The 16723-nt window shown below is 64.7% G+C and carries 16 protein-coding genes; 10 read left to right on the forward strand and 6 right to left on the reverse strand.

Going from position 1 to position 16723, the window contains the following annotated elements:
• Positions 1 to 372: 372 nt before the first annotated feature.
• On the forward strand, positions 373 to 849 hold the full coding sequence (locus tag WS70_RS00390) for a lytic transglycosylase domain-containing protein (RefSeq protein WP_059473471.1): 477 nt from the start codon (positions 373 to 375) through the stop codon (positions 847 to 849).
• 307 nt (positions 850 to 1156) lie between these two features.
• On the forward strand, positions 1157 to 2467 hold the full coding sequence (locus tag WS70_RS00400; protein ID WP_059473470.1) for a GTP-binding protein: 1311 nt from the start codon (positions 1157 to 1159) through the stop codon (positions 2465 to 2467).
• A 103-nt stretch (positions 2468 to 2570) separates the two neighbouring features.
• On the opposite strand, the gene WS70_RS00405 is transcribed toward WS70_RS00400, so the two are convergent.
• Entirely contained in the window at positions 2571 to 2849 is a 279-nt protein-coding gene (locus tag WS70_RS00405) for an HU family DNA-binding protein (protein ID WP_010100512.1), read from the reverse strand.
• A gap of 390 nt (positions 2850 to 3239) precedes the next feature.
• Here WS70_RS00405 and mnmC point away from each other — a divergent pair, with 390 nt between their 5' ends.
• The 3 genes from mnmC to WS70_RS00430 all read left to right on the forward strand — a co-directional run bounded on the left by mnmC (position 3240) and on the right by WS70_RS00430 (position 8324).
• Positions 3240 to 5207 carry a bifunctional tRNA (5-methylaminomethyl-2-thiouridine)(34)-methyltransferase MnmC2/FAD-dependent 5-carboxymethylaminomethyl-2-thiouridine(34) oxidoreductase MnmC1 gene (gene mnmC, locus WS70_RS00410; protein ID WP_059473469.1) on the forward strand — a complete coding sequence of 656 codons (1968 nt, stop codon included), beginning with the start codon at positions 3240 to 3242 and terminating at the stop codon, positions 5205 to 5207.
• Between the two features lie 742 nt (positions 5208 to 5949).
• Entirely contained in the window at positions 5950 to 7164 is a 1215-nt protein-coding gene (locus tag WS70_RS00425) for a cation:proton antiporter (RefSeq protein ID WP_059473468.1), read from the forward strand.
• 44 nt (positions 7165 to 7208) lie between these two features.
• Positions 7209 to 8324 carry a YbdK family carboxylate-amine ligase gene (locus WS70_RS00430; protein WP_059473467.1) on the forward strand — a complete coding sequence of 372 codons (1116 nt, stop codon included), beginning with the start codon at positions 7209 to 7211 and terminating at the stop codon, positions 8322 to 8324.
• Positions 8325 to 8621: 297 nt separating this feature from the next.
• On the opposite strand, the gene WS70_RS00435 is transcribed toward WS70_RS00430, so the two are convergent.
• Complete coding sequence (locus WS70_RS00435; protein ID WP_082716480.1) at positions 8622 to 8885, reverse strand: diguanylate cyclase; 264 nt, start codon at positions 8883 to 8885, stop codon at positions 8622 to 8624.
• Here WS70_RS00435 and WS70_RS00440 point away from each other — a divergent pair.
• The 4 genes from WS70_RS00440 (at position 8838) to WS70_RS00460 (ending at position 12311) form a co-directional block, all read left to right on the forward strand.
• A complete protein-coding gene (locus WS70_RS00440) occupies positions 8838 to 9479 on the forward strand; it encodes a MarR family winged helix-turn-helix transcriptional regulator (RefSeq protein ID WP_059473579.1) in 642 nt (213 codons plus the stop codon). The two genes, WS70_RS00435 and WS70_RS00440, sit on opposite strands and share 48 nt — an antisense overlap.
• A 39-nt stretch (positions 9480 to 9518) precedes the next feature.
• Complete coding sequence (locus WS70_RS00445) at positions 9519 to 10229, forward strand: glutamine amidotransferase (RefSeq protein ID WP_059473466.1); 711 nt, start codon at positions 9519 to 9521, stop codon at positions 10227 to 10229.
• Positions 10230 to 10400: 171 nt separating this feature from the next.
• Positions 10401 to 11513, forward strand: coding sequence for an NADH:flavin oxidoreductase/NADH oxidase (locus WS70_RS00450; protein WP_059473465.1), 1113 nt, complete (start codon positions 10401 to 10403; stop codon positions 11511 to 11513).
• 291 nt (positions 11514 to 11804) lie between these two features.
• Positions 11805 to 12311, forward strand: coding sequence for an SET domain-containing protein (locus WS70_RS00460; RefSeq protein ID WP_059473464.1), 507 nt, complete (start codon positions 11805 to 11807; stop codon positions 12309 to 12311).
• Between the two features lie 373 nt (positions 12312 to 12684).
• On the opposite strand, the gene WS70_RS00465 is transcribed toward WS70_RS00460, so the two are convergent.
• Both WS70_RS00465 and WS70_RS00470 read right to left on the reverse strand, forming a co-directional pair.
• Positions 12685 to 14151: a sensor histidine kinase gene (locus tag WS70_RS00465; RefSeq protein ID WP_059597930.1), complete on the reverse strand. Its 1467-nt coding sequence runs from the start codon at positions 14149 to 14151 to the stop codon at positions 12685 to 12687.
• Between the two features lie 116 nt (positions 14152 to 14267).
• The gene (locus WS70_RS00470) at positions 14268 to 14960 is read right to left on the reverse strand and encodes a response regulator transcription factor (protein WP_004195796.1); all 693 of its coding nucleotides are present in this window, start codon (positions 14958 to 14960) and stop codon (positions 14268 to 14270) included.
• Positions 14961 to 15080: 120 nt separating this feature from the next.
• On the opposite strand from WS70_RS00470, the gene WS70_RS00475 reads away from it, so the two are divergent.
• Positions 15081 to 15311 carry a DUF3717 domain-containing protein gene (locus WS70_RS00475; protein ID WP_059473578.1) on the forward strand — a complete coding sequence of 77 codons (231 nt, stop codon included), beginning with the start codon at positions 15081 to 15083 and terminating at the stop codon, positions 15309 to 15311.
• Positions 15312 to 15393: 82 nt separating this feature from the next.
• On the opposite strand, the gene WS70_RS00480 is transcribed toward WS70_RS00475, so the two are convergent.
• The gene (locus WS70_RS00480; RefSeq protein WP_010107252.1) at positions 15394 to 15699 is read right to left on the reverse strand and encodes a 4a-hydroxytetrahydrobiopterin dehydratase; all 306 of its coding nucleotides are present in this window, start codon (positions 15697 to 15699) and stop codon (positions 15394 to 15396) included.
• Positions 15700 to 15782: 83 nt separating this feature from the next.
• Complete coding sequence (gene phhA, locus WS70_RS00485; protein ID WP_059597929.1) at positions 15783 to 16676, reverse strand: phenylalanine 4-monooxygenase; 894 nt, start codon at positions 16674 to 16676, stop codon at positions 15783 to 15785.
• Between the last annotated feature and the right edge of the window lie 47 nt (positions 16677 to 16723).

Raw genomic sequence — 16723 nt, forward strand, 5'->3', positions numbered from 1 at the left:
ATGCCGGCGGCGGCCGTGTCCGATGGTATGACGTAAGGTCGATGTCAAAAAAGCAGACATTAGCAGTTTTTCATGTCCGAAATATCACATTGAACTGAGAACTGTCTCACATACGCCATAAAAAAATTGAATGCGTATGCCGCATGTAAGTTTTCCCATGCGAAATCTCGAGAAGAACCAACACGATAATGCGGTATAAACGTGCTTGGCAAACGCCGTAGTCCGAACCAACCGAACGGCCTCCCTGCATTGCGAACCGTTCGGGTGCAGGTATGATACGGGCGGCCGGAGCGGCTTCGCGCGAAAAGCGCGTGCGGGTTTTCCCGGTTTTCTGCAAAGCGTAAAACAATTCACAGGTTCATTTCCTTCCATATGAGGATGCGGTTCGTTATTGTCGCGACGTTTGCCGCCGGCGCCTGGTTCGCCAGCGCGCCTGCACGCGCCGATTGTTACGACGAAGCCGCGAAGTACCAGAAGGTGAATCCGCTGATCCTGCGCGCGATCGCCTGGCAGGAATCGCACAATCGGCCGGAGGCGCTCAACAAGAATACGAACGGCTCGACCGATTACGGCCTCATGCAGATCAACTCGATCCATCTGCCGACGCTGTCCCGCTACGGGATCACGAAGGACACGCTGATGGAGCCGTGCAAGAGCGTCTATATCGCCGCGTGGCATCTGCGCCGCAAGATGGACAAGTACGGCAACACCTGGCAGGCGGTCGGCGCCTACCATTCGGAGACGCCGTCGCTGCGCGACAAGTACGCAAAGCAGATTGCCGACATTCTCGTTCGATGGAGGCTGATGCCGGCGCCGGTTGTACAGGATGCGCAGAGCGCGCAACGCTAGCCGGCGGCCCGGCCGCGAAAGAAGCCCGGCCGCGGAACATATATAGACATAGCAAGAGCACATCGGCGGACCGCGCTTGTGCGAGTCCAACGCTCGCACCGCGTGCAAACACCTCCGTCCATCTCGTTCACGCCGCACGCATCATGAAATCGCCGACGGCTCGCCGTCGCGCACGGCCGTCTGTCTATATTTGATGCACAATGCGGCTTTCCCGCCGCTTGTCCGCGCCGGCCGCTCGCCGGTGCCGCCCCGTTTTCCGGGGCACGGCGGCTTGCTTCCCGCTTTTTTTTCGTTGGTGCGCACCGCAATGAACCAGCCGTTGCCCGTCACTGTGCTGTCCGGCTTCCTCGGCGCCGGCAAGACCACGCTGCTCAATCACATCCTCGCGAATCGCGCCGGCCTGAAGGTCGCCGTGATCGTCAACGACCTCGCCGCCGTCAACGTCGACGCGACGCTCGTGCGCGACGCGGCCGAGCTGTCGCACGTCGAGGAGCGTCTCGTCGAAATGTCGAACGGCTGCATCTGCTGCACGCTGCGCGACGACCTGCTCGTCGAGATCCGCCGCCTCGCGGCCGAAAACCGCTTCGACGCGATCCTGATCGAATCGACCGGCATCGCCGAGCCGATGCCGATTGCCGAGACCTTCACATTCGTCGACGACGACGGCTCGACGCTCGCAGACGTCGCGCGCCTCGACACGATGGTCACGGTCGTCGACGCGTTCAACTTCCTGCAAGACTATGGCCGCGACGACGCGCTCGCCGAGCGCGGCCTCGCCGCGACCGAAGAAGACGACCGCACGCTCGTCGAGCTGCTGATCGAGCAGATCGAATTCTGCGACGTGCTCGTCATCAACAAGGCGGATCTCGTCGATGCCGACGCGCTCGCGCGCCTGCAGCGCATCCTCGCGAATCTGAATCCGCGCGCGCGGCAAATCGTCAGCCGCTTCGGCGACGTGCCGCTCGCCGACGTGATCGACACCGGGCTCTTCGATTTCGAAGCGGCCGCGAACGCGCCGGGCTGGCTCGCGTCGCTCGAGCATCGCCATGACGAAAACGAAGACGACGGGCACGCCCCCGGCGATGCGCACGTGCACAGCGAAGCCGACGAATACGGAATCGGCCACTTCGTCTACCGCGCGCGCCGGCCGTTTCATCCGGAGCGGCTCTGGGCGTTGCTGCACGAAGAGTGGAAGGGCGTGCTGCGCAGCAAGGGATTCTTCTGGCTCGCGACGCGCGACGACATCGCCGGCTCGCTGTCTCAGGCGGGCGGCGTGTGCCGGCACGGTCCGGCCGGGCACTGGTGGGCGGCGCAGGACCGCTCGGAATGGCCGGAAGAGGGCGACGAGCTGTACAAAGAGATCGTCGCCGACTGGCACGGCGACCTCGCCGATACGTCGATCGGCGACCGTCGGCAGGAGCTCGTGCTGATCGGCATTGAGCTCGACGCGCTCGCGTGGCGCGCGAAGTTCGACGCGTGTCTGCTCACCGACGCCGAGTACGCGCAAGACAAGAACGCTTGGACGCGCTACGCGGATCCGTTCCCGGCATGGGACGTCGACGAACATGAGCACGATCATGACCACGGCGACGACGCCGAAATCGTCCATCGCCACTGATCGTCAAAGATTGAAAAAGACCATGCGGCGTGGCAAAAAAGCCGCGCCGAAAAGAAAAAAACCCGCTGGCATCAGCGGGTTTTTCGTTCGCGAACAGTTCGTCTCAGCGCTTGTTCACTGCGTCCTTGAACGCCTTGCCAGCCGTGAACTTGACCGTCTTGGCTGCCGGAATCTTGATGGTCTCGCCCGTCTTGGGGTTACGGCCAGTGCGCGCGGCGCGCTTGCCCGAACCGAAGCTGCCGAAGCCGATCAGTTGAACTGAGTCGCCTTTCGACACAGACTTCTTGATCACTTCGAGGAGCGTGTCCAGCGTTTCGCCGGTTTGAGCCTTGCTGGCGCCCGTCTGGGCGGCGACGGCGTCGATCAGTTCCTGTTTGTTCATTAAGGTTCCTTTCCAGGTTAGGTTGACACGAACAGCGCGAACGCGCCGATTATACGTGCGCGAACCGTGCCGTCTATAGTGTGTGGCGACGGCACAGCGCAAAGTATTGCGCCGCGCAACGCACCGCCGGGTGTGCCTCCTGGCAGCTCCGCGATACGGCGCTTGCTATGATAGCGCAGCGCAAACCCAATAACGACAAGGGTTTCAAAGATTTTCGAGCGAATTTTGTCGAGTTAGATGCTTCCCGTGCGGTTTCCGAGCCGCGCGATCCGGCTTCGCCGCGGCGCGTCCGAAGCCGGCGCACCGTTCTGTTGGATTTTGCCAACGCCTTGCGGGACGGGGCTCGCGCGGCGGTTCGTCGCAATTTCGCCGCCTTCTTTTTTGTTTCGCATGCCCGATCGAATCGTTCCGGCGACGCTCGTCTTCCGCGAAGACGGCACCGTCGTCTCGCCCCTCTACGGCGACATCTACCATAGCGCAGCAGGCGCGCTTGCCCAGGCCGACCACGTGTTCATCCGCGGCAACGACCTGCCGCGGCGCTGGCAGCACAAGCGAACTTTCACGATCGTCGAGACGGGTTTCGGCATCGGCTGCAACTTTCTCGCGACATGGGCCGCATGGCGCGCCGATCCGTTGCACGGCGAGCGGCTTCACTTCGTGTCGGTCGAAAAGCACCCGTTCGCGCACGACGACCTGCGTCGCGCTGCCGCGCATATCGTTGCATATACAACTATTGAGCCGCTCGTCGACGAACTCGCGAACGCATGGCCCTCGCTCACACCGGGCGTCCACCGTCTCGAATTCGACGACGGCCGCGTGACGCTCACGCTCGTGTTCGGCGATGCGCTCGACGTGCTGCCGAATCTCGTGCTGCGCGCAAACGCGTTCTATCTCGACGGCTTCGCACCGTCGAAAAACGCGGACATGTGGTCGCCCGCGATCTTCAAGTCGCTCGCGAAGCTCGCCGACGAGCATGCGACGTTCGCGACCTACACGAGCGCGGGCACCGTCAAGCGTGCGCTCGACGAAGCGGGTTTCACGTATCGGAAAGCCGAAGGCTTCGCCGGCAAGCGCGCGATGCTCGTCGGCGAATTCGCGCCGCGCTGGCGCGTGCGGCGCCATGAGCCGCCGCGCGCGCGCGCCTTCGGGCCGCGCGATGCGCTCGTGATCGGCGCGGGGCTCGCCGGCTGCGCCGTCGTCGAGCGGCTCGCCGCGCGCGGCTGGCGCGTGACGCTGATCGAGCGGCACGCGGAGATCGCGAGCGAAGCATCAGGCAATCCCGCCGGCGTGTTCCACCCGATGATCGCGCGCGACGACAACCTCGCGGCCCGCCTGTCGCGCGCCGGCTTCCTTCATGCGCTGAACCGCTGGCGCGCGCTCGAGCGCGCGGGCCACACGTTTGCGCGCAGCACGCAAGGCCTCGTGCAGCTCGCGACATCGGACGACGAGTTCGAGCGGATGTGCGAGAGCATCGATACGCTCGGCGTGCCGGCCGAACTCGCGTCGACGCTGTCGCGCGACGAAGCGCGAGCGCTGTTGCGAACGGACGTCGCGTACGGCGGATGGCTGTTTCCTCAAGGCGGCTCGATCAGCCCCGCCGCGCTCGCGGCTTCGCAATGCGCGGCGGCCGGCGAAAAGCTCACGCGCATCGTCGGCATCGAAGTCGCGCGGCTCGAGCGCGGCGACGACGGCCGTTGGCGCGCGCTCGACGCATCGGGCGCAACGCTTGCGCAGGCGAGCGTCGTCGTCGTCGCGAACGCGGCCGATGCCGCGCGCATCGCCGGTCTGCGGCATGCGCCGACGCAGCGCGTGCGCGGCCAGCTCACGCTGCTGCCGCCGGGCAGCGCGCCGGCCGTGCCGGTGCCCGTGATCGGCGACGGCTACGTCGTACCGCTTGCCAACGGCGTCACGCTGACGGGCGCGACGTACGAGCCGGACGATGCGGACGCGACACTGCGCGAAGCGGGCCATCGCGAAAACCTCGAACGGCTCGAACGGCTGCTGCCTGCATTTTCTGCGGCCACGCTCGATGCAGGCACGCTGCTGACGGGCCGCGTCGGCTTTCGCTGCGTCGCGAGCGACCGGTTGCCGCTTGTCGGCGAACTGGGCGATGAGACGGCGGCCGCCCGCAATGCGGCGGCACTGACGGGCGCCAAGCTGCGCGACATTCCGCGCGCGGCGGGCCTGTACGGCGCATTCGGCTATGGCTCGCGCGGACTGGTCTGGGCGGCGCTCGGCGCCGAGTTGATCGCCGCGCAGATCGAAGGGGAGCCGTGGCCGCTCGAGCGCGAACTCGCAGAAGCAATCGACCCGGCCCGCTTTCTCGTCCGCGCATTACGGCACGGGCGCGTCGACTGACTCACTCGGCCGACCCACCATCTGGGCGGCGGCGCCTTGCCTTTCTTGCGTGTCGCCGCGCCATTCTCAAACCCAACGTGGACGCCGCACACAGAATCGCCGATCAGTTATCCACTCAGCCCTGTGGATAACCGCACGCATTCCCAGCGCAATCCCTGTGCAACCGATGTGGACGTAAACGGGGCAACTTCACACAGCCGCACAGATCCGAAAAAGTTGCTCATCGAAACCCTGTGCGGGCAAACAGGCTGTACATCCTGTTATGCGACGCGCAAGTTCATGATCCATCGGCGTAAATGCCGGTTATCCACAGAAATTCGGCCGCTTTGTTAACTTCTACTATGTATGTATACAGGTTTACCTCAGAGTAAACGGGCGAACCTTGGCGATCGGCCAACCCTTTGCCCGAATTCGGTCCGGTCCGGAATAGCTGTGGCACAATCGGTTTCCTTCACGCATGTCATGGCGCTGCGCCACGCGTGCATCAACGGAACGGTCAGCTCGAATTCGAATCTGAGGATTTGAGATCGCGCTGCCCATTCACACGCGCCAGGCTGACCCCAGATCGGCCGCAAGCCCGACTGACCGTCGCACCCTTTTCGGCGACGCGGGCTTACCCCATGTCCTACTGGTCGTACAGAACAACGAACGACGGGGCAACCACTCATCCAGCGCGCATCATTCGCTCGACTCGCTCGATCCGCGTCGCCGGAGGTTGCCTTCCAAAGGAGAAGTCACCACGATGAAGTCAGCGTTCTCGTTTCTACCCAACTGGCCCCTCGTCCCGGATGCGATTTTCTGGGCCGGCTTTGCACTCTTCGCCGCTGGTCTTTGCGGCGAGCTCTGCTATCGCGCGTGGCGCCTGCCGCGGATCACCGGCTATGCGGTGATCGGGCTCATCGCCGGCTCGTTCGGCTTCGGCGTGATCGACGCGAGCACCGACGACACGTCGCGGCTCCTCGTGAACGTCGCGCTCGGGCTGCTGCTGTTCGAGCTCGGCAGCCGGCTCGACTTACGCTGGATCCGCCGCAATCCTTGGCTCATCGCGTCGAGTCTCGCCGAGGCGACGCTCACGTTCGTGCTCGTGCTCGCGGTGCTGCTGGTGCTCAAGGTGCCGGGAATGATCGCGCTCGTGCTCGCGGCGATCGCGATCTCGACGTCGCCCGCGATGGTGATCCAGTTGAAGACGGAATTGCGCGCGGAAGGGCAGGTGTCGCAGCGGCTCATCACGTTGTCCGCGCTGAACAGCGTCTACGCGGTCGTGCTGACGAAGCTCGTCACGAGCTGGTTGCATCAGGAAGCGTACGGCAACGTGTTCGCGACGATCCTGCAGCCGATCTATCTGCTCGCCGGCTCGTTCATCGTCGCGTATCTGTTCGCTCGCGCATGCAATTATCTGTTCCGGCATGTTGCCTCGACGATGCGCGACGAACATTCGTTCGTCGCACTGTTCGGCCTCGTCGTGCTCGCGATCGCGGTCGCGCAGGTACTCAAGTTGTCGACGATGCTCACGCTCCTGCTCGCCGGCATCATCGTGAAGAATCTCGAAGCGCGTCCGCAGTTGTGGCCCGAGCATTTCGGCACCGCCGGGTGGCTGCTCACCGTGATTCTGTTCGTGCTGACGCTCACGTCGTTCGCCTCGCAGGACATCATCGCGGGCGGACTCGTCGCGGGCGCGCTGATTGCGACGCGCTTCGTCGCGAAGCTCGTCGGCGTGCTCGTGTTCGCGAAGCCGAGCGGCCTCGGTGTGAAGCAGGGCGTCGCGCTCGGCTTCTCGCTCGTGCCGATGTCGGCGCTCGCGTATCTGCTCGTCGACGACACGTACCAGCTTTACCCGAATTTCGATCCGCGCCTGCGCGCGGTCATCATGTGCTCGATCGTCGTACTGCAGCTGATCGGGCCGCTCATCGTCTATCGTAGCCTGTCGGCTGTCGGCGAACGGCGCGACGCCAACTGATCCGCGCGTTCGCCGCTTCCCGCCCCGTTATCCGGAACCACGCCATGGCACTCGAAACCTTTGTCAATTCCGAACCGTTCACGTTCGGCATCGAGCTCGAAATTCAGATCGTCAATACGCACAACTACGATCTGACGAAAGCGTCGTCCGATTTGATGCGGCTCATCAAGGATGCGAAATTTCCCGGCAACATCACGCCGGAGATCACCGAAAGCATGATCGAGCTGTCGACGGGCATATGCAGGACGCACGATCAAGCATTGGGCGAACTGCACGCGATCCGCGACACGCTCGTCAGCGCGGCCGACCAGCTGAACGTCGGCCTCTGCGGCGGCGGCACACACGCGTTCCAGCAATGGAGCGAGCGGCAGATCTTCGACGCGCCGCGCTTCCAGTACATTTCCGAGTTGTACGGCTATCTCGCGAAACAGTTCACGGTGTTCGGCCAGCACGTGCACATCGGCTGTCCGGACGCCGACAGCGCGCTGTTCCTGCTGCACTCGATGTCGCGCTTCATTCCGCATTTCATCGCGCTGTCGGCGTCGTCGCCGTACGTGCAGAACGTCGACACCGGCTTTCATTCGGCACGCCTCAATTCCGTGTTCGCGTTTCCGCTGTCGGGCCGCGCGCCGTTCGTGCTCACCTGGAACGGCTTCGAGGAGTACTTCACTAAGATGGTGAATACGGGCGTCGTCAACAGCATGAAGGATTTCTACTGGGACATCCGCCCGAAACCCGGCTACGGAACGATCGAAGTGCGCGTGATGGATACGCCGCTGTCGGTCGATCGCGCGGCCGCGATCGCGTGCTACATCCAGACGCTCGCGCGCTATCTGCTGATCGACCGACCGCTGACGCTGTCGGAGGACGACTACCTCGTCTACACGTTCAACCGTTTCGAGGCATGCCGCTTCGGGCTCGAGGGCACTTGCGTGAATCCGCAGACGGGTGAGCGCCGGACGATCGCCGAGGACATCCTCGACACGCTCGATCGCATTGCGCCGCATGCGGCAGCACTCGGCTCGCGTGCGGCGCTCGACGAGATCGGCGCGCTCGCGAAGGCGCGCGTCAACGACGCGTCGTGGCTCCGGACGATCTTCAAGCAGGAAAAATCGCTGAACGAAACTGTGCGCCAGCAGTGTCTGCGCTGGCGGGAATGAAAAATAGTTTTTCAAATCGTCGCATCTGACGGGCGCGGGTTTAGGTTTACCCCAACGTATACGTATGTAAACGTAGTAGTAGTTAACAAGCCCCTGCCGATTCTGTGGATAACTTGATATTTCGCCACAAAGTCAAAGGCCTGTGGCATTGACAACGATGCGAATCGAGTGAGAATTCCGGCGGACGGCTCGGGACGGAAAATTTTTCGGCGAGCCTGTGCCACAAGTTGTCAAGAAACGACGCACAGTTCGTTACTGTACTTATTCAGTCGTTATCCACAGGTATGGTGGGATAACTTAGCTGTGCGATTTTCCGCTCTCGCTTAGAATGTCGGCTTCGCGGTGGTCAGCGCCGACGGGGGTGCTGAAACCGCGTGCAGGTTCGCGGCGTGTGCCTCGCGGCGAACATGTCGGACGCGCTCGTCCGGGTGCGCCCTTTTGAGACAGAGATCGAGACCTGATCTCCCCACAAACGGCCGCCTTCAAAAGATGGCCGGCAACAGCGAAAAGACTATGAGCGAAGGTGTTTACGGGAACCAGGCTGCGGGGCGAGTGACCCACAGCCTGTTGCGGTTGAGCACGGCTATGCGGAGCCAGGCATGGGATTGGGCGGAAGGCGCGGGGTTGACGCCGACGCAGGGTGAAATCCTCGTGCTGCTGCTTCAACGCAAGGGGCCGATGCGGCTGGGCGAGATTGCGCGCGAAACGCAATTGACCGCGGCGACGACGAGCGATGCGGTGAGCACGCTCGAGCACAAGGGGCTTGTCGAGAAGCGTCGCGCGCTCGACGACGGCCGCGCGCTCGCGGTGCGCTTGAGCGCGCGCGGCCGCACGGCGGCGAAGAAGGCGCTGCAGTGGCCGGACTTCCTGTCGAAAGCGGTCGGCACGCTCGGCGGCGACGAGCAGGGCGTGCTGTATCGCGCGCTGCTGAAGACGCTGCGCGAGCTGCAGGTCAAGGGCGACATTCCGCCGCACCGGATGTGCGTGACGTGCAAGCACTTCCAGCCGGGCAAGGCGGCGCGCAAGCCGACCTACCGTTGTTCGTTGCTCGACATGACGATGGCGGACAGCGACCTGCGTCTCGACTGCACGGTGCACGAGGAAGCGGACGCCCTGACGCAGAAGAAGACCTGGAAACTGTTCGCGCAGGCGTAATGCGCGTCGAGCGGGGGCTCGTCCGGGCCGGAGGTGCCGATGAATGCTGAAGCCGTTGCGATTCGCCACGTGCATTTCGAGGACCTCGGGAGCTTCGAGCAGGTGCTCGGCGAACGCGGGCGGCGCGTGCGCTATGTCGACGTCGGCGGTTCTCGCGTCGAGGCGCTCGACGCGCTCGAGCCTTCGCTGCTCGTCGTGCTCGGCGGGCCGATCAGCGCGTACGACGATGAGCTGTATCCGACGACGGCGCTGCTCGCGGCGCTCGTCGGCAAGCGCATCGAAGCCGGCTTGCCGACGCTCGGCATCTGCCTCGGCTCGCAGCTGATCGCGCGTGCGCTCGGCGCGCGCGTGTATCCGGCGGCGGCGAAGGAGCTCGGCTGGATACCGCTCACGCTGACGGAAGCGGGGCGCGCGTCGCCGCTGCGATACGTCGACGGTGCGATCACGTCGATGATGCACTGGCACGGCGACACGTTCGATCTGCCTGCGGGCGCGATCCATCTCGCGTCGACGCCGGCGTGCCGCAACCAGGCCTTCTCGTGGGGCACGCACGTGCTCGCGCTCCAATGCCATCCGGAGATCCGCGCCGACCGCTTCGAGCCCTGGCTGATCGGCCATGCGGGCGAGATCGCGGCGACGCCCGGGATCGACGCGAAGCGATTGCGCGAGCAGACCGCGCAGCTCGGTCCGACGCTCGAATGCGCCGCGCGCAAGATGTTCGGCGAGTGGCTCGATTCGGTTGGGTTGTAGCGGCCGGTCGGCTGCGATTGCGTTCGTTCGAAACGAAACGGTTCCGGGTTCGTCACCGATCCCAGTGCCGTTTCCATATTCGTTCCATCGCGTGAGTCGTCGTGCTCGCGGCAAGCCTGCGCGCCGCGTGCTAACCTCGATCGCTCGACTTTCTTCGCGAGAGCGGCTGCCATGAGTGCGTTGTTTTCTCCGTTCACGCTGCGTGGCGTGACGCTTCCCAATCGCATCGTGATTTCGCCGATGTGCCAGTACTCCGCCGAAAACGGCGAGGCGCGTGCATGGCACCTGATCCACCTCGGCCATCTTGCGCTGTCGGGCGCGGGACTTCTCTGCATCGAAGCGACGGCGGTCGAGCCCGATGGCCGCATTTCGCCCGCGGACCTCGGCCTGTGGAACGACGCGACCGAAGCCGCGCTCGAACCCGTGCTCGCGGCGATTCGCAAGCATTCGCCGATTCGCGTCGCGATGCAGCTTTCGCACGCGGGCCGCAAGGCGTCGAGCGACGTGCCGTGGAGCGGCGGGCAATTGATTTCGGTCGACAAGGGCGGCTGGCAGCCGTTCGCGCCGTCCGCGGTCCCGCATCGGGAAAACGAACCGTCGCCGCTCGCGCTCGACGCGGCCGGGCTCGAGCGCATTCGTCATGCGTTCGTCGAATCGGCGAGGCGTGCGGCGCGTCTCGGCATCGACGCGCTCGAAGTCCACGCGGCGCACGGCTATCTGCTGCATCAATTCCTGTCGCCGCTGGCGAATCATCGCACCGACGCGTACGGCGGCTCGCTCGAGAACCGGATGCGCTTTCCGCTTGAAGTATTCGACGCGGTGCGTGCGGCGTTTCCGGACGATCGTCCGGTCGGCGTGCGCGTGTCCGCGACCGATTGGGTGCCGGGCGGCTGGGAGCTCGACGATACGATCGCCTTCGCGCACGCGCTGAAGCGGCGCGGCTGCGACTGGATCGACGTGTCGTCTGGCGGCGTGTCGCCGCTACAGAAGATTCCGCTGTCGCCCGGCTATCAGGTGCCGTTCGCGCAGGCGGTCAAGCGCGCGGTCGACATGCCGACGGTCGCCGTCGGCCTCATCTCCGATCCCGAGCACGCGAATCGCCTGATCGAAGCGGGCGATGCGGACTTCGTCGCGATGGCGCGCGCGATGCTCTACGATCCGCGCTGGCCGTGGCACGCGGCCGCGAAGCTCGGCGCGACGGTCAGTGCGCCGCCGCAGTATTGGCGTTCGCAGCCGCGCGAGCACAAGGCGCTGTTCGGCGACGTGTCGTTCGGCCAGCGTTAAGCGCTGCGTGTGCGTCGCATATGCGGCGCGTGGCGGATGATCGGCGCGAGCGCCGAACCGAGCGCCGATTCGATCGGCGTCGCGTGATTTCGTGTGATTTCACTCGATTTCGTGCGTCGAGCGGCTGTTCGATGTTGAACGAAGCAATCCCTAACGTGTAGGATTCGGGTGATTCGCACTCGGCCGGCGCATGGCATGCAATGCCGCTTGCGCCGCGATCGACGAAGCGGCGCGAGCAACATGCGCCGCGCGTTCGTTTCAGTTTCAAGTCGTCTTCAAAGGATTCGTTCGATGAGTTCACGCAGGATCGTGGTGCGCCGCTCGGGCGTTCACGGCAAGGGCGTATTCGCCGCGGTACCGATCAAAGCGGGAGAGCGCGTAGTCGAATACAAGGGCGAGCGGATCTCGTGGAAAGAGGCGCTGCGCCGCCATCCGCACGACCCGGACGATCCGAATCACACGTTCTATTTCGCGCTCGAAGAGGGCGGCGTGATCGACGGCAAGATCGACGGCAACAGCGCACGCTGGATCAATCACTCGTGTGCGCCGAATTGCGAAGCCGAGGAGGTGGACGGACGCGTGTTCATCCACGCGTTGCGCGACATCGGCGAGCAGGAAGAGCTGTTTTACGACTACGGCCTCGTGATCGACGCGCGCCTGACGAAGAAGCTCAAGCGCGAATACGCGTGCCGTTGCGGCGCGGCGACTTGCCGGGGCACGCTGCTCGCGACGTCGGAAAAAGACGAGGGCAAGAAAAAGAAGAAGGCGAAGAAGGGCGGCAAGGATAAGAAGAAGTGACGCCGCCGCGGCGATGCACGATGCCATTGTGCGCACGTCGCGGTTTCGCCGGTTCGAACGGGCGGCCGAATCGAAGACGGCCGTCCCGATGCTTTCCAATCCCAACTAATCAGGCTGTGGCTGCGATCCTTCGCAGGGTCGGCGCGCGCCATTTGCGTCGTGTCGTCGATGGGGCATTCGTGAACGCGTTGCGCAACGTCGCGTGCGAACGCTGTTCGGCGCGGTCTCGATCGGGCCGCATGAGCGGTCATCATTCGACGATATCGATTCGCTGCGCAGACGCGGCGTAAACGGGCAAGCCGCGCCGCCCGTCCGCGGACATCGCTCGTGCGCGGCTCGTGCGGACACAGGCTGCGCTCGAGCCGCCACCTTGTCAGACCGACGTGGTCGGCGATTCGGATGAACGGAGCGCCGGCGCGAACGGCTTGTCGGCGAGTGGCACTCGCACGACGAATCGCGAGCCGCCCTCGGGCGCGTCTGCGTACGACACGGTGCCGCCGTGCATCGCGATGATGTCGTGGACGATCGCGAGGCCAAGGCCCGCGCCTGTCTCGACGCCGCTGCCGCTTTGCGCGTCGCCGCGGAAGAATCGCTTGAAGAGGTCCGCCTGCTGCCCCGCCGGCACGCCGGAGCCGTTGTCCTCGACGACGATCTCGACCGCCTGCTTGCCGTCGTCGAGCGCGATCTGCGACACGTCCATCGTAACCCGCGCGCCTTGCGGTCGCGCAAGCGGCACGTACTTCAGCGCGTTGTCGAGCAGATTTGCGATCACCTCGCGCAACAGCACCGGATTGCCGCGCACGACGAGCGGCTCGTCGTCGGCGCAGCCGTCGCCGCGCTGGAAGCCGAGATCGACGTGCGCGGCGAGCGCACGCGGCACCCATTCGGCGCCGGTTTCGAAAGCGAGGCCGGCGAGGTCGATGTCGACGAAGCGAGCGGCCTGCTCGCCAGGCTCCGCGCGCGCGAGCGACAGCAACTGATTCGACAGCCGCACCGCACGGTCAGCCGCCGAGCGCAGTTCGCGCACGGCGGTCAGCGCCTGCTGCGGATCGCGCGCAATGGCCGCCTGCTCCGCATGCAGCTTGATCGCGGTGAGCGGCGTGCGCAACTGGTGCGCGGCGTCGGCGATGAACTTGCGCTGCGCGTCGAGCGCGGTCTTCAGGCGGCCGAGCAGCGCGTTCATCGCGCTCGTGAGCGGCCGGATTTCGAGCGGCACTTCGGTTTCGTCGACGGGCTCGAGCGACGTGTGGGTCTGCCGGTTCAGCGAATCGGCGAGATGCGTGAGCGGGCCGAGCTGCTGGTTGACGACGCGCCACACGATCCCCCAGCCGGCGAGCAGCAACAGGAGGAGCGGCATCATGATCGCGACGAGGAATTCCGCTGCGATCCGGTAGCGGTAGCGCACCGGCTGCGCGACCTCGACGATCATCGGATTGCCGCTTTCCGTCTGCTCGACGCGCACTTGCGCGACCCGCACCGCCTGGTTGTCGTATTCGGCCTCGAACACGTACGCAACGTGCATCCGGCGCACGCTCGTGCCTTGCAGCGGCAGCTTCGGATCGCCGGCGAGCTCGTGCTCGCCGTCGCTGATCCGGTAGATCAGCTGTTCGGTGGGATCGGAGAACATCGCCTGCGCAAGCGGCGGCACCGTGAACGGCGCATCGGGGCCGGCGATCTGGATCTGTTTCGAGATGGCCGACGCGAGATCCGCGAGCGATCGGTCGACGACGTGCTGCGTGTATTGCCACGCAAGCCAGTACGCAATGAGGCCGCTCATCAGCGCGAGCATCGACAGCGGCGCGGCGAGGCGCCGCAGCAGCGTGCGGCGCAGGCTGGTCACAGCCGGATCAAGGGACATCGCGCGAAAGAATAGGATAAGCGCCGCTTCGCGAAGCGGCGCGGGTAGGGCGCGCGGCGCGCGCGGCCGCAGCGTGCCGCACGCGCGGCGTCAGACCGTCAGACGCTCGCGGTCTGGCGGATTTCCTGCAGCAGGTAGCCGAAGCCGCGCACCGTGACGATCTCGACACGGCACTGCTCGAGCTTCTTGCGCACCCGGTGCACGTAGACTTCGATCGCGGTGTCGCCGAGATCGCCGCCGAAATGCGTCAGGTGATCCTGCAGTTGCGCCTTGCTGACGACGCGGCCGTGGCGAAGCAGCAGCATCTCGAGCACGGCGAATTCGCGCGGCGACAGCTCGAGCGGCTTGTCGTCGTTGAAGATGCGGCGATCGACGCCCGACAGGCGCACGCCGCCGAGCGACACTTCCGGACGCGGCATGTCGCTGTGCGGGCCGCTGCGACGCATCACCGCGCGGATCCGCGCTTCGAGTTCGGCGGGCTCGAACGGCTTCAGCATGTAGTCGTCGGCGCCGGAGTTGAGGCCCTGCACGCGATCGTTCAGTTCGTCGCGCGCGGTCAGCACGATGACGGGCGTATGGCGGTTGGTCTGGCGGAAGCGCGACAGCAGCGTCATGCCGTCGATGCCGGGCAGGCCGAGGTCGAGGATCACGAGTTCGTGGCGGTTTTGCGCGAGCGCCTGCTCGGCAAAGATGCCGTCGTGAACCATGTCGACGGTGAAGCCCGCCTGTTCGAGGCTGCTTTGAATGCCGCGTGCGATGGGGCGGTCGTCTTCGATCAGAAGGAGTCGCATGAGATTCGCTCAAGTACAATGGGTTGGCGGTTCAGGCACGCGGGACAGCACGACGCCGTTTCCACGAAAACGTCGCATGCCCGGCGACAAGCAGGACGGCCAGCAACGAACATCTCGATCATGTCCGACATTTCGATCCACGAACTCGAAGCCGCGATCAATTTCTGGCGGGCCCGCTCGCCGGCGAGCGGCGACGAACTCGAACTCTGCGAAGAGGCTAGCGCGCTTTCCAAACCGTATGCGTTGCTGATTGTACAGCGCCAAAGTGCACTGCAACTGGAAGGATTGGACCCTAAGGCACGCAACGCATGGGACGCTTACGTTCGACTTAACGACGGCTTGGAAAGCTGAAGGCTTTCGCTTCATTCAGCATAGAAAACGCTTACTGAAAGCGATACGTTGACGATCCGATTTCGAATCTCCATCAGGGTAATTACGCAGCCTTTGCGTGCTTGCCCACTTCCTCGATGAAATGCGCGAGCTTGATGTCGCGCTCGGTGAGACCGTCGGCGTCGTGCGTCGACAGCGTGATGTCGACGCGGTTATAGACGTTGAACCACTCGGGGTGGTGATTCGCTTCCTGGGCCTTGATCGCGACGCGCGTCATGAAGCCGAACGCTTCGTTGAAATCGGCGAAGCGAAAACTGCGCTGGATGGCATCGCGGCCCGGCACGGCCGTCCAGTGAGGCAGGCTTTCGAGTTGCGTCTTGCGTTCTTCCGATGTGAGCTTGTGAATCATTTTCATACCTCGTCCGATAGCGGCGCGGCCGCGCGCCTTCGCGCGGCGAGGTGCCGTATCGGCCATTCTTTCATATTTGTTCGTCAAACGTCTTCATCGATTGCCCAGCCTTCGCCCGTGCCGCGCGTGAGCACGTGATCGCCGTCCAGCACCGCGCCCGCCGCGTGCTCGGGCGCGTCGGCGAGCCGGGCGGCGAGCGCGCGCGCGTCGACATGCGCGAGCGCAAAGAGCTGCGCGAAATCGTCGATTACGAAGTAGGTCTTCTGGAACGTGTCGATCCGGTAACGGGTCCGCATCACGCGCTCGAGATCGAAGCCGATCCAGTTCGGCGCGGCGCTTTCGAGGCTGTAGAGCGTCTCGCCCTTGCTTGACACGATGCCCGCGCCGTAGATCCGCAGCTCGCTTTCCCGGCGCGCGTCGCGGATCAGGCCGAATTCGACGGTATACCAATAGAGGCGCGCGAGCAGCGCCAGCGCGCGCGGATCGTCGGCGACGGCGAGCGCCGCGCGGCCGTACGCGTGCATGTAGTCGGCGAAGACGGGATCGATCAAGAGCGGCACGTGGCCGAACAGATCGTGGAAGCAGTCCGGCTCCTGCAGGTAGTCGAGCTGGTCCGGCCGGCGCATCCACCAGGTGACTGGAAACCACCGGTTCGCGAGATGCTCGAAGAACACGGCGTCCGGCACGAGGCCCGGGACGGCGACGATCCGCCAGCCGGTCGCGGGCTGGAGCTGCCGGTTCACGTCGGCGAACGACGGCACGCGCTCGGGCGACAAGTCGATGCGCGCGAGGCCGTCGACGAATGCATCGCACGCGCGGCCGCGCAGCAACGACGCCTGGCGCGTATAGAGCTGCTTCCACACCGCGTGGTCGACTTCGCCGTAGCGGGCGAGCGGCTGATCGATGGTGAAATCGGCACGGGTTTCGAGACCCGCGTCGAACTGTTCCTTCAGTTTCGCGGTGACGACGATGGACATGGTGAACGCTTGCTTCGCATCGGTTGGGATGCATGCAAGTGTAGGGC

This window comes from Burkholderia mayonis, assembly GCF_001523745.2.
In the GTDB taxonomy this organism is placed as follows: domain Bacteria; phylum Pseudomonadota; class Gammaproteobacteria; order Burkholderiales; family Burkholderiaceae; genus Burkholderia; species Burkholderia mayonis.